Origin of the sequence: Pseudomonas sp. SWI44, assembly GCF_002947915.1 — a bacterium.
GTDB lineage: Bacteria > Pseudomonadota > Gammaproteobacteria > Pseudomonadales > Pseudomonadaceae > Aquipseudomonas > Aquipseudomonas taiwanensis.
In genome coordinates this window covers 509,919-523,279 of the sequence record NZ_CP026674.1, presented here as the reverse complement: position 1 = coordinate 523,279, position 13,361 = coordinate 509,919, and the positions used below count along the sequence as shown (strand labels likewise).

Below are 13,361 nucleotides of genomic sequence, written 5' to 3'. Positions count from 1 at the left end.
ATGGCGCGTCCATGGTGCCTGGGGGCTGCTGTGTTAAGCCCCAACCTCGGCGTGGCCGACGACCTGCCGCCGCCTCCCACGGAGATGGCTGCCGTCGCCGACGCCACGTTGTACCTCGATGTATGGGTGAACCAAGTGCCCAGGGTTGAACTGGTACCGGTCCAGCAGCGCAACGGACGTCTCTATCTGGAAAGCGACGTGCTTCGCAGTGCGGGTATCGACTTGCCGGGCAACCCCCAAGGGGAAGTGGAGCTGGATGCCGTGCAGAGCCTTCACGTCGATTACGACAGTCAGAACCAGCGCCTTATGCTGCAAGTGCCCCCCGCATGGCTGCCAGACCAGCAGGTCGGCGATCGCAACCTGTATCCACCCAGCGACGCCCGCAGCAGCTTCGGCGCATTGTTCAACTACGACCTCTACCTTAATGATACCGATGAGGGTGGTACCTACCTCGCTGCCTGGAATGAACTGCGCTTGTTCGATAGTTGGGGCTCGTTTGCCACCACCGGCCAGTGGCGTCAGTCGTTCCAGCGCATGCCAGGCGATGACAGCCGTCAGGGTTTCCTGCGCTATGACACCCTATGGCGCTACACCGACGAACAGCGCCTGCTGACCTACGATGCCGGTGACCTGGTCACCGGTGCTTTGCCCTGGACCGGATCGGTGCGCGTCGGCGGTGTGCAGGTGTCGCGCGACTTCGGCGCCCGGCCGGACCTGGTCACCTACCCACTGCCGGCATTTGCCGGTGAAGCAGCAGTGCCGACGTCGCTGGACCTCTTCATCAACGGCTACAAGAGCAGCACCACCGAGCTGCAACCGGGCCCCTACACCTTGACTAACGTGCCTTTCATCAACGGTGCGGGTGAGGCCGTGGTAGTCACCACCGACGCACTCGGCCGTCAGGTTTCCACCACCTTGCCGTTCTATGTCACCAGCACCTTGTTGCAGAAAGGCCTGTCGGATTTTTCGGTGGCGGCTGGCAGCTTGCGCCGTGACTATGGCGTGCGCGACTTCAGCTATGGCCCAGGCGTCGCCTCAGCCAGCCTGCGCCATGGCGTTTCCGACAGCTTCACCCTGGAAAGCCATGTCGAGACCGCCGAATCGCTGTTGCTCGGTGGCTTGGGCGGGAACATGCGGCTGGGTAACTTCGGCGTGCTCAATGCGGCCCTGGCCCAAAGCCAGTTCGAGGGGGAAAAAGGCCATCAGGTCGCGTTCGGCTATCAATTCAACAGCCAGCGGCTGGGCTTCAATTATCAGCGCTTGCAGCGTCACGGCGGCTATGCTGATCTGTCACGGGTCGATACCCCGGACATGCAGTTGAGTCAGCGCAGCGAGCAGGTCACCGCGAGTCTGAACCTGAATCGGTACGGTAGCCTCGGTGCCGGCTATTTCGATGTGCGCGCCGGCGATGGCACACGGACCCGCCTGCTCAACCTGAGTTGGAGCAAGCCGCTTTGGGGCAACAGCAGCCTGTATCTGTCGGCGAATCGCGAGATAGGCGACAGCCAGTGGGCAGTGCAGGCCCAGCTGGTGATCCCGTTCGACCTGCACGGAACCCTGGCCCTGAGTACCGAGCGCAGTCAGCAGGGCGAAGACCTGCAACGCGTGAACTATAGCCGCGCCGTGCCATTGGGCGGTGGAGTTGGCTACAACCTGGGGTACGCCACGGGCGGTGACCGCGACGCCTACCGCCAAGCCGATGTGACCTGGCGCCTGCAGTCGGTGCAGTTGCAGGTCGGGGCCTACGGCAGCAGTGGCGCGATGACCCGCTGGGCAGATGCCACCGGTTCCCTGGTGTGGATGGACGCCGGCCTGTTCGCCGCCAACCGCATCGACGATGCCTTCGTAGTGGTCAGCACCGGCGGTTATGCCGATATCCCCGTGCGCTACGAAAACCAGGAGGTGGGCCGTACCGACCGGAACGGCCACCTGCTGGTGCCCTATGGCAGCGGCTACTACCGCGGCAAGTACGAGATCGACCCCATGAACCTGCCGCCGGACATCCTGGCGGCAGAGGTGGAGCAGCGAGTAGCGGTGCGGCGAGGCAGCGGCTATTTGCTGGAATTTCAGCTCAAGCGGGTGATGGCGGCGAGCATCGAACTGGTCGATGTTGGCCAGCAGGCACTCAAGCTGGGCAGCCGTGTGACCCACCAGCAAAGCGGTGGACAGGCGGTGGTCGGCTGGGATGGCCTGGTGTACCTGGAGAATCTGTCGCCGCACAACCGCCTGCACGTCGACCTGGAAGGGGGCGGGCAATGTCAGGTCGAATTCGATCTGCCTGAAGGGGAGGGCTCGATTCCACTGATCGGCCCACTGGTGTGCCGATGAAGGTGAGACTTGGCGGCTTGCTGTCGTGCGCACTGGTGTCGACCGGGCCTGCCTGGGCGGGATGCACATTGGTATCGACCGCGCCCGCTGCTTTCGGCACGGTCAACTCGACCCTGGTACGCACCGTCGTGCAGAGTGCCTCCACAACCAATGCCGGGCTTCAATGCACGGGCTCTTTGTTGGCGCTGCTGTCGACCACTGACCATTTCTATCTCACGATCACATCGTCGACGACCGGTCTGGTTGGGCCGACGGGGGATGTCATCCCCTATACGATCTATGGCGATAACACTACGTCCTATCCCATCAGCCGCGGCACACCAGCGTTCGACTTCGCACCCAAGGGCATCCTCGAAGCACTCGGGCTGCTTGGCAGCACTGCGCCCAAAACCGTGCCGCTGTACTTCAGGACCCAGATCGGCAGCAATGTGGCGGCAGGCTTGTACCAGGAAACCCTGACCCTTTCCTGGAACTGGGATTATTGCGTGGGGGTCGCCGTCGGCGGCCTGTGCCTGGCGGGGCGAGATTCCGGTAGTGGCAGCAGGTCGCTCAATGTGAGCCTGACCGTGAGCAACGACTGCCAGATCACCACACCCAACATCAGTTTCGCCAGCGCGCCGGTGGTGAGTGGGTTTGGCACGGTTAGCCAGAGCGTGAGCTTGTCCTGTACCAAGGGCAGCAGCTACACGGTAGGGTTGGACGACGGGCAGAACGTATCGGGCGGACGGCGCCGGATGAAATCCAGCGCCAACAATTACCTGGCGTACGACATCTTCAAAAGTGCCGGTGCGGTGCGCTGGGGGGCGTTGAGCAGCGCCCGGCGTTCGAGCAGCGATGCCGACATAAACCCGGGCAATGGGACTGGTACCGGGAGCCAGGTCTTCAACTACAACGCTAAGGTATACACCGACCAGGCCACACCGCCGGCGGCGACTTACATCGATAATGTGGTGCTGGACGTGCAGTTCTGACACCGCTGTTGCGGCCCCCACAGCCTCGTGGGAGCCGGCTGGCCGGCGAGGACGCCGACAACCTCAACGCAAATCATCGACCATCTTCGACAATGTCTCCAACACTGCCCCGGCCAACGCTTTCGACCGCGCCCCCGACCATCCGGTCTCAGGGTTGGGCGCATCGTCATGATCCTTGAACGGCATCTCCAGGGTCAGCGACAGGCAGTCATGGGCCATGCCCACCGCATTGCACGCCAGGGTCGTATTGGCCTGCCCCGGTTCGTCACGGGTATAGCCATATTCGGTCTGAAAGTCTGGCGTCACCCTGCACAGCGTGCTGCGGAACTGCGCCTCCAGCTTCGCCAGCCGCGGCGTGTACCCTGGGTTGCCTTCACAGGCGGCGGTGAACACATGCGGAATTTCCTCATCGCCATGCACGTCGATGAACGCATCCACGCCGTACTGTTTCATCTGCGCCTGGGCGAAGAACACTTCTGGGCTGAGCTCGACGCTGGCGTCTTGCCAGGCCCGGTTGAGGTCCTTGCCCTTGAAGTTGGTACGCAGGTGGCCGAGGACGGCGCCGTCGGGGTTCATGTTCGGGATCAGGTACAGGTCTGCCTTGGCCAGCAGTTGCTGCACCACCGCGTCGTTGGCTTGCAGGCGGTCGATCACACCCTCCATGAACCACTCGGCCATGTGCTCGCCCGGATGTTGCTGGGCGATCAGCCACAACTTGCGTTTGTTTGCAGCGCCATCGCCTGCGCGCAGCAACGGAATATCGCGGCCCTGCACGCTGCGGCCGCTAGCCAGCAGCTCGACTCCCGGAATCTGCCGGGCGCGTTCGATCAGCTGGTTGTGACGGGCGCGGGGGTAGGGCTCGAAATAAGCGAACCAGATCTGCTCCTGTTCGGCCTTCACTTCGAATGACAGGGCCTTGCCATCGAACTGGCTGGGGACCCGGAACCAGGATTGCTGGTCGTAGGACGCCACCGCGTTGTAGCCACTCCAGGCGTTCTTGTAGGAAGACTGCGAAGCGTTGTCCAGGCTGAAGCGATGGACCTGGCCGGGCGTGAGACCGCTGACCTTGAAGTGGAACCACTGGAAATGGCCGCTGTGCGTGTCCGGGCGGATGGCCAGGTGCACCCGGCTCGGGTTGCTGGCATCCAGTACCTGGATGTTGCCGGAATCGAAATCGCAGTCGATTTTCAGGGGGGACAGCGTTGCGGTCATTGTCAGGCTCCTGGGATTTTCGTGGGGGTACTGTACACCGCCTTGGGGCTCGGCGTGCACCAGCGTTTAGGTTGAGTTCCTAGGTCTTCTGGCCCAGCAGGTTGCCCACCGGGTCGTACTGATAGGCCAGGTGACCACGGCGGGTGTCGTGGATGTCGGTCAGCTGGCCGACGGCATCGTATTGATACTGGCGCTTGAGCAACGTGGACTTGCCGTCGTGGCTACCCAGCCATTGCGCCTGCAGGCGACCCGCCGGGTCCCACGCCTGGGTCTGCATCAGCTGGTTGCCCTGATGCTGGACCACCTCACGGTGCAGAGCATCGCGCTCGTAGGCCAGCAGCTCATGCTGGTCACGCCTGATGCTCGATGGTGTGCGCTGGGTGCTCTGCTTGGGGGCTGCGTGGCGAGATGTTCCGGAGCGCTTCGGCCCAAGGTCAACGGTGTATCAACGGTTTCGAGGCTGGCGTCATCATGGGGCATTCGATCAGATGCTCAAACGGTTACATCTGAGATTGAATGAGCAAGGGTTGATCGATTTGCAAACCTGGATAGTCGACTCAACCGCAGTACGCGCAACCCGAGTCTCATCTGGCGCTCGGAAAAAGGGGGGCTGACGAGCCTACCGGTCACGCTCTAGGCCGCAGTCGCAGTGGAATGAAGCGCAAACCCAAACCTGGCCTACCCAGACTGTTTGAAAGGCCCAAGTACCGACAACGCAACCTCATCGAGCGCATGTTTGGCTAGCTGAAAGAAAATAGGCGCATCGTGACACGTTTCGACAAGCTCGCAAAAAGCTAAGAAGCCACGGTCTCGCTGGCTTGCTCCATGCAGTGTTTGCGACATCTCTTTTCGTCCAGCGCCTAAGTAGGATTTAATTCTAAACGCGCCCTTTCAATCACTTCCTTTAACAAATAGTAATCCTCATATTTTAGCTTTAAATTCTTCATTTCACCCATCATATCTACAGAGCGCAACAGTGCGTCTAGCAGTAGGTTGACCTGCTGGTTTTCATCAGCATCTCTAAACTCAGAAAATGGCAACTGCACTCGCAGCTCTACATCTTTTTTTGCCTTATGATAGCGTTTCAATTCCGGATAACTTTCCAACCACTCATCGCGCATAATTATAAAAATAACACTCCACTTCTCGAGGTCGCCGACCAAATTAACCTTGTCTAAAATTCGATTTATTACAGGCTCGATTTTGTTACGAGCAGCGTGCTCAGCCTTACCTACCAGCGCTTCCTTCTCGCTCGACATCCAAACTTTCATAAGCCACTCCTAGAAATCGCTTTTATTCAAAGGAGGCCTACCCCCTCCGTTATGAGCCTTATAATCCAAGATCTGCCGATGCTGCCAAGCATGCATCTCCCTTTTCGTGCCAGAAACTTCGATCTGCATATTCACGTTATTTTTATCGAGATATGCTTTTGTATACCGTCTTGTGCCCATCGTCGTTTCGCCAAACTTCATAATTTTTTCATCATCATTACGATCTCTCAGCGTGTAACCAACTGCTAAAGCAGTAGTATTTAAGTTATTGCCATGAACTTTTTCTGAGGTCTCGGTCTCACACGGACACGGTATCGAAGGATCTTTCCCTGCCCCAAACCGCCCATTCGACTGACGCGGCTGTCCTTTCCACAGCCCCAACGGGTCAATCCACTCCACAGGGTTCGGCGCATAGGCAAACAGGTTTAAACCGCCGCCGTAGCTAATCGGGTCCTGGCTCACAAACCGCCCAACCCTCGGATCATAGTACCGATACCGGTTGTAATGCAGCCCGGTCTCATGATCGTGGTACTGCCCCTGGAAGCGAATCGGGTTGCTCATCCCAACCTGCTTGGCCCACTCCGAACGCTCCTCGCGCACGTCACCCCACGCCTTGTACTGCCCCGCCCACGCCACCTCTCCGTGGTGGTCGGTCAGCTCCATCGGCGTGCCCAGGTGATCGCACTGGTACCAGGCAATCGCATCGATCGGCGGCGGTTTCACTTCGTGTTGCCACAGCGGGTCCTGGTCGATGTCGTATTCGCGTCCACGCCAGTCCGGCTGCCGTAACAGGCGAATCGGTGCCTTGCGCAGCGCCTGCGCAACGGGCACGAAGCTGTCCGGTTCGTACAGGTAATGCACGGTCCGCCCGGTTTCGCCTTCGTCCTGCGGCGGCGAGCTTTCCCAGGCGAGGTTGTCGCCATCCCAGCCGTACAGGGTGTAACCGCAACCCAGTTCGCGCTGGCGCTTGGCGCGTTGCATCTGGTTCCAGCCACTGCCCGCACGGGGATCGTCGTAATGATGCGCGGTCGAGTGTTTGTGCAGGCGACGGCCCAGCGCGTCGTAGCTGTATGCCACGCTGAGCTTGCCATCGTCGAAGCGGACCAGACGGTCGAACAGGTCCCAGGTCAGGCGGGCCTTGTCGCCGTTGTGCAGACGGTGGATGAGGTTGCCGCGTTCGTCGTACTGGTAATGCGTGCCGGCGTACTCGCGCAGCAGGTTGTCCATCAGCTTGTTGCGACGCGGGTCGCTTTCCAGCGGGCGGTTGAGTTCCTGGGGCTTCTGGTCCAGCAGGTTGCCAGCCGGGTCGAAGGCGAAGGTCTCGACACCCAGGCGACTGGTGGCTTGCAGCAGGCGGCCCACCGGGTCGTACTGATAGGCCAGGTGACCACGGCGGGTGTCGTGGATGTCGGTCAGCTGGCCGACGGCATCGTATTGATACTGGCGCTTGAGCAACGTGGACTTGCCGTCGTGGCTACCCAGCCATTGCTCCTGCAGGCGACCCGCCGGGTCCCACGCCTGGGTCTGCATCAGCTGGTTGCCCTGGTGCCGCACGACCTCGCGGTGCAGATCATCGCGCTCGTAGGCCAGCAGCTCATGCTGGTCGATGGTCATGCCCAGCACGTGACCGCTGCCGTAGGTGAGCGTGCTGACCTTATGGCCATCGGGGCGAATCGTCGCCGTGCGCAGGTTCAGCGCGTCGTACTCGTGCCTCCACACCGCGACCATCGGCACAGCGGTCTTGAGGTAGTACTGATGCTCGCGAGTGAGGTTGCCCGCTTCGTCATGGAACCATTGCAGCTTGCTGTCGGCATTGACGGCCTGGATCAGCTTGCCGTTGCCGTCGTAGGCAAAGGTTTCTTCCTGGCGCTGGTCGCCCTGGCGGGCGACTCGGGAAACGATCCTTCCCACGGCGTCGAAGGACACCTGGGTAAGACGCTGACCGACCTGGGTGCTGGCCAGTCGACCGCTGTCCGGGTCGTACTGGTAGCGGGTGACCAAACCATCGAAGCCCTTTTCTTCCAGCAGGCGACCGACCGGGTCGTACAGGAACGTGGCCTTGCTGTCGTTCTCGTTCTCCAGCCCGATCAGGCGGCCCAGCTTGTCCCAGCGGTAGCGCAAGCTGTGCTCGTTGGCGTCGACCCGTTCGACCAGTTTGCCGGCCGCGTCGTAGGACCAGGTGGTGCAGCGGTCCAGCGCGTCGGCGTGGGCCAACAGGCGGCCTTCGGCATCGCGTTCGAAACGCTCTTCGGTGTTGTCGGGGTGGGTGACTTTCGCCAGCTGACCGGCCTTGTACGCGTAGGTGGTCTTGTTGCCCGCCGCATCGGTGAACAGCACCAGACGACCGACGTCGTCGTACTCCCATTGACTGGTCTTGCCCGAGCAGTCGGTGTACTCGATCAGCTGGTCCGCCGCGTTGTACGCCAGCTTCTTCTCGTTGCCGTTGGCATCCTTGATCGCCTTCACCAGGCCCGAAGGCGTGTAGGCGAATTCGGTCTTGTTGCCCAGCGGGTCGGTGGTTTCGACCAGGTTGCCTTTCCGGTCGTAATCACGCAGCCACAGGCCGCCTTCTGCGTCGCGGATCTTGATCGGGTGACGACGGTCGTCGTAGGCAAAGTGCGTCTTGCTGTGGTCGGCACGGATATGGCGAATGACGCTGCCTTGATCGTCGTAGTCGTAGCGGTCTTCGGTAAGCGATCCATGAACCCCACCTACCGCGAATAGGAAGTCGCAGTTACCGTGGCATTTCCGGCGAGCAGTTCCACGGAAGTAACGCTTCATAGTCCGCTACGGTCTGCGCGTGGGGCAGTCGCTCCAGTACGTGGCGCAGCCACGTATAAGGCTCTTGGCCGTTGATCTTTGCAGTCTCGACCAAGCTGTAGATCTGGGCACTGGCCGTGGCGCCCTTGGGCGTGTCGCTGAACAGCCAGGCCTTGCGACCGATGACAAACGGCTTGATCGAGCGTTCGGCCAGATTGTTGTCGATCGGCAAAAAACCAGTCTCGACGTAACGCACCAATCGGCTCCAGTTATTCGCGAGATAATTCACGGCCTTGCCCAGCACGCTTTGCGGCGTGACTTGGGACTGGGCCTTGTCCAACCAACTTTTCAACTGGCTCAGGACTGGCAAGGCTTGCGCCTGTCGCGCGACAAAACGCTGCTCGTCACTGGCATCTTTCAGTTCGCGCTCGATGCCATACAGCTTGTTGATCATCGTCAGTGCGGCATCGGCCCGTCCGGTTTTGCCTTTAGGCTGCACTTTCTGAGCGTCGACGAATTTGCGCCGGGCATGCGCCATGCACGCCAACCGTTCTACGCCAGGCTGCAGCGCCAACGCGTTATAGCCGGCGTAATCGTCCGTCATGACATACCCGCGATAACTTTCCAGCAGGCGCAACGGCACTTCCTGCGCCCGGCTGGAGCTGTAGTCGAACAGCACGACTTTTCGGTCAGGCGGCCCGCTGACTTGCACCCACATCCAGGATTGGCTGGTCGGGTCTCGATCCGGTTCTTTCAGTACCTGGACACGGGTTTCATCGCAATGAATGACCGGACTTTCCAGCAATCGCTCACGCATCAGATTCAACAGCGGCTGGACATGTTCGCTGCATTGGATAATCCAGCGCGCCAGTGTCTGTCGTGGAATGTCGATACCGTGCCGGCTCAGGACACTTTCAAAACGGTGCAGCGGCAAGCCATCGACATACTTGGTCGTCAGCAACATCGCCAACACGCTCGGGCTGGCCATGCTCTTCTCTATCAGTTGAGCCGGTTTGTCTGCCGTGACCGGGGCAACTTCACAACCCCGGCAGCCGTAGACCTTACGGACATGTTTGAGCACGCGGATCTGCATCGGCACGATATCCAGTTGCTCACTGATTTCCTCGCCGATCTCATGCTTGAGGCAACCGCAGGCACAGGTCAGTTCGTGTTCAGGCAGCTCGTGGATGACTTCGATACGTGGCAGATCAGCCGAGAGTGGCTTGCGTTTTCCCCGGAGTGGCGCTGGCGTGACGACTTCTTCATCCGGCGTCTCCACCGTCAACAGAGGTTCGCTTTCTGCCTCGTTGAACATCGCCAGTTGCGGCGTGTTGGGGTCGATGGCCTGCTCGGACTTGCGGCCGAAAAGACGATCACGCAGCAACTTGATCTGTTCTTTCAGATCAACGATGTGAGTGGCGTAGGCTTCTTTGACTTCCTGCTCACGCGAGCATGCTGCGTAAGCCTCAAGGAGCATTTGCTTGAGCAGGACAGGGTCATCGGGAAGGTCATCGGGCATGGGATTCATGCCGAGGATTATACCGATTCAGGCAACGAAACGAGGGGTCAAAACCTGATGCGGACGGTTGCGCCAGAGGTCGAAGCCGTCAAGTAGCCAGTTCAGCTCCTGAACAGTCAGGACAATGGCTTCATCAGTGATGTCGGGCGAGGTTTTGAAGCGTTCTGATTCCAGGCGCTTGAGCCAGAGACAGAAACCGTTGCGCTCCCAATAGAGGATCTTCACGCGATTGCGCGGCTTGTTGAGGAACACGAAAAGAACCGGGTCGAACACGGCCACCTTGATATCCAGTTCAACCAAGGCTGCGAGGCCATCGATGGATTTTCGAAAGTCGACGGGCTTGGGGTAGAGATAGACTTTTTCGACTTTGGCGTCGGGGCGCATCATCGTCGGCAGGCTCCAGAAAGAAATCGGGAGCACAGCATCAAGGATCAGGTAAGCGCTTTGAATGTGGGGTTCATGGAGCGCTTACGGTCTTCGCTGCCATCGGCGTGCACGTGGCGCAGGAGCTTCTTGCGCTCATCGCGGAACAGCCACTCGGAGCGTTCGTCCGGGTAGCGGATGTGATACAGATGGCCCTGGATATCGTAGTAGTACCAGGTACTTTTGGCCTAAAGTCCTGCGGAAACGAGAAAGATCAATGTACTCCCGAACACTCTTAAAATCACCACCCAAAAAAGCACATTGCTTTTTCGTGCAAATGCATAGTGATAGACTTCAAGAAGTCCGCTAAATATATTGTAGCCTATCTTTTTTTGCGTAATTCCTCACATATAGATCTGTCGAAAACAGAATTGCGCTATACATTCTGACGTGATGTTATGACCAAAACCCTTGCCAAGGATCCCTCGGTAGCGCAGCCCCTTCACGCATTAAATTCATATAAAGGGGCGCATTGACTCCAGCGACACCAGAATGGGAGACCTTATAATCCGACATCACCAAAGCCCGATTAAATAAACATCAAGTCGTTTGAACTATAAATCTACCTTGCACTTCGCCATCTAGCCTCCCGAGTAGCAGTGTCCCTATACCACCTACAAGAATTCCCTTATGTGAAGGAACCGCTTTATTCAAGCGGGAGCTATTAATCTGTAGGACATAGCTCATTCCTGGCGTAAATTCTTCATCCTGGAGCCAGCATGGAGTCCCACCAATCTTTGCGATCCCATTTTCATTACTGTCTTCGCCTTGATTTTTGACAACAGAAATCAATCTTGGCGGTAAAAAATCCGTACCATAGCCATAAATTGGCTGCGCGCCCGGAGAATAAATCAACACATCTCCTCCTTCCTCCATGACCTCATCAATATAGTCATCACTCATTTTAGAGTAGGGTACAAATACAGAGGCCAACTTAGCACCATCCAGCTTGACATCACTGTATTCAGCCAAAAAGGAAAGCGGAAAACACGCTAAGTGGAGCTTAGGGTTGCCTTGACGGTCTAAAGGCCAGCTTATGGAGCCTGGTAGGTGCGCCCCACCGCCTAGATAAGGTTTACGCAGATCAAATTCGCCCTCTTCAAAAGTCAATTCATTAAACATCCCACACCTCCAAATCAAATCGTACAAGGACAGTTCGACAAGAACTGCTCCGCTTCCTGCCTTAACTGCCGGGCTCGAGAGGCCGGCAGGCCTGATGTTCGCAACGCTCCCTGCCAAATATCCATCTGACGCCTACTAGGACGTCCGTTTGTATCATATTGAAACTCATCCCGGCCAAGCCCTAAGTGCTCAGCAGCAAGCTTGTTCTCATTTCTGTGAACTTGCTGATGTATGGTTTTTGGTATGGCAATTGAAGGATTCGCTTTATTTCTAACCCCCTCAGGCGTCAGACGCATTTGCTCCAGCAACTCATTCCTCACAAACTCATGGGCATCCAACTTGTCTCCTCTATTGGGTTTGCTGGTTAAACTCCCGTAAGTTCCAAGCTGGCAATCTCTTGCAAGCCCGAGCATGTCGCGCCAACCGATGGGGTTCGGTGCGTACTCAAAAAGATTCAACCCTCCACCGTAGCTGATCGGGTCCTGGCTCACAAACCGCCCAACCCTCGGATCATAGTACCGATACCGGTTGTAATGCAGCCCGGTCTCATGATCGTGGTACTGCCCCTGGAAGCGAATCGGGTTGCTCATCCCAACCTGCTTGGCCCACTCCGAGCGCACCTCGCGCACGTCACCCCACGCCTTGTACTGCCCCGCCCACGCCACCTCTCCGTGGTGGTCGGTCAGCTCCATCGGCGTACCGAGGTGATCGCACTGATACCAGGCAATCGCATCGATCGGCTGCGGCTTCACTTCGTGCTGCCACAGCGGGTCCTGGTCGATGTCGTATTCGCGTCCACGCCAGTCCGGCTGCCGTAACAGGCGAATCGGTGCCTTGCGCAGCGCCTGCGCAACGGGCACGAAGCTGTCCGGTTCGTACAGGTAGTGCACGGTCCGCCCGGTTTCGCCTTCGTCCTGCGGTGGCGAGCTTTCCCAGGCGAGGTTGTCGCCATCCCAGCCGTACAGGGTGTAACCGCAACCCAGTTCGCGCTGGCGCTTGGCGCGTTGCATCTGGTTCCAGCCACTGCCCGCACGGGGATCGTCGTAGTGATGCGCGGTCGAGTGTTTGTGCAGGCGACGGCCCAGCGCGTCGTAGCTGTACGCGACGCTGAGCTTGCCATCGTCGAAGCGGACCAGACGGTCGAACAGGTCCCAGGTCAGGCCAGGCGTCGAAGGCGGCGGCGCCGCGGCCCACGTCCTTGGCGTCGATGGTGTTGAGTGGGGCGACCGCGACTTGCGCTTCGCGTTGCTTGGTTTCGCCACTCATGCCAGCACCTCACTGCCCAGCGGGCGCTTGGCCGGGTTGGCGGGAGGGCTCAGGCCGTGCAGGCCACGGCCGCTGTCGTCGAGCTGGAGGAAGGCGGGTTTGTGCAGCAGGCGTTCCAGGTCCAGCGAGGGGCGCTCGCTGACCAGCTCGAGGTCGATGGCGTAGGGTTGGCTGATGGCTTCCGTGCCGTCGAAGGCGAGGACCTGGAAATCGTGCTCCAGGCCGTCGATGTGCAAGCTGAAATGGGTCTGGTTCGCGGCGGCAAACATCCCTGTCCTCCTTTGGGAAAACGTAGCGAAAACGACTGCTGTCCGTCGCGCGAACACGGCAGGGAACGGAACCGAAGTCCGGGAAATGGGCTGGTTAGGCGCGAAGCCTGCGCCGTGGCAATCACTGGAAACACTACGGGAAAGGGATTCCCAGGTATGTCAGACGCGGGTCGACACGACTCGTAGGATTGGGACTACAGCGGGTGGAAGGGCTAAACGT

Annotated in this window: 7 protein-coding genes and 5 pseudogenes; 3 read left to right on the top strand and 9 right to left on the bottom strand. The window is 59.1% G+C overall.

The annotated features are described in order from the left end of the window. Nucleotides 1–2,328, top strand: a complete 2,328-nt coding sequence (locus tag C4Q26_RS02555) for a fimbria/pilus outer membrane usher protein (protein ID WP_371919597.1) — start codon at nucleotides 1–3, stop codon at nucleotides 2,326–2,328. Next, complete coding sequence (locus C4Q26_RS02550; protein WP_023379715.1) at nucleotides 2,325–3,299, top strand: spore coat U domain-containing protein; 975 nt, start codon at nucleotides 2,325–2,327, stop codon at nucleotides 3,297–3,299. The genes C4Q26_RS02555 and C4Q26_RS02550 overlap by 4 nt, the downstream gene beginning before the upstream one ends. Before the next feature lie 63 nt (nucleotides 3,300–3,362). Here the strand turns inward: C4Q26_RS02550 and C4Q26_RS02545 are convergent, their stop codons facing one another. Both C4Q26_RS02545 and C4Q26_RS02540 read right to left on the bottom strand, forming a co-directional pair. Then, on the bottom strand, nucleotides 3,363–4,511 hold the full coding sequence (locus C4Q26_RS02545) for a M14-type cytosolic carboxypeptidase (protein ID WP_023379716.1): 1,149 nt from the start codon (nucleotides 4,509–4,511) through the stop codon (nucleotides 3,363–3,365). 94 nt (nucleotides 4,512–4,605) lie between these two features. Next, nucleotides 4,606–4,863, bottom strand: a pseudogene (locus C4Q26_RS02540) (hypothetical protein); the annotation flags it as partial. Nucleotide 4,864: 1 nt separating this feature from the next. On the opposite strand from C4Q26_RS02540, the pseudogene C4Q26_RS02535 reads away from it, so the two are divergent. After that, nucleotides 4,865–5,375, top strand: a pseudogene (locus tag C4Q26_RS02535) (transposase); the annotation flags it as partial. Here the strand turns inward: C4Q26_RS02535 and C4Q26_RS02530 are convergent. From C4Q26_RS02530 to C4Q26_RS02500, 7 genes and pseudogenes are all read right to left on the bottom strand, one after another. Further along, on the bottom strand, nucleotides 5,372–5,782 hold the full coding sequence (locus C4Q26_RS02530; RefSeq protein ID WP_023379718.1) for an Imm44 family immunity protein: 411 nt from the start codon (nucleotides 5,780–5,782) through the stop codon (nucleotides 5,372–5,374). The pseudogene C4Q26_RS02535 and the gene C4Q26_RS02530 sit on opposite strands and share 4 nt — an antisense overlap. Before the next feature lie 372 nt (nucleotides 5,783–6,154). Beyond that, nucleotides 6,155–8,488 (bottom strand): annotated as a pseudogene (locus tag C4Q26_RS02525) (RHS repeat-associated core domain-containing protein); the annotation flags it as partial. Between the two features lie 28 nt (nucleotides 8,489–8,516). Then, complete coding sequence (locus tag C4Q26_RS02520; RefSeq protein WP_104882684.1) at nucleotides 8,517–10,070, bottom strand: IS66 family transposase; 1,554 nt, start codon at nucleotides 10,068–10,070, stop codon at nucleotides 8,517–8,519. An 18-nt stretch (nucleotides 10,071–10,088) separates the two neighbouring features. Beyond that, nucleotides 10,089–10,448 carry an IS66 family insertion sequence element accessory protein TnpB gene (gene tnpB, locus C4Q26_RS02515; RefSeq protein WP_230384521.1) on the bottom strand — a complete coding sequence of 120 codons (360 nt, stop codon included), beginning with the start codon at nucleotides 10,446–10,448 and terminating at the stop codon, nucleotides 10,089–10,091. Between the two features lie 576 nt (nucleotides 10,449–11,024). After that, complete coding sequence (locus C4Q26_RS28050) at nucleotides 11,025–11,606, bottom strand: DUF1963 domain-containing protein (protein WP_177429818.1); 582 nt, start codon at nucleotides 11,604–11,606, stop codon at nucleotides 11,025–11,027. Nucleotides 11,607–12,004: 398 nt separating this feature from the next. Further along, nucleotides 12,005–12,763: pseudogene (locus C4Q26_RS02505) on the bottom strand (RHS repeat-associated core domain-containing protein); the annotation flags it as partial. A 159-nt stretch (nucleotides 12,764–12,922) separates the two neighbouring features. Further along, a pseudogene (locus C4Q26_RS02500) lies at nucleotides 12,923–13,141 on the bottom strand (type VI secretion system tip protein VgrG); the annotation flags it as partial. Nucleotides 13,142–13,361: the final 220 nt, after the last annotated feature.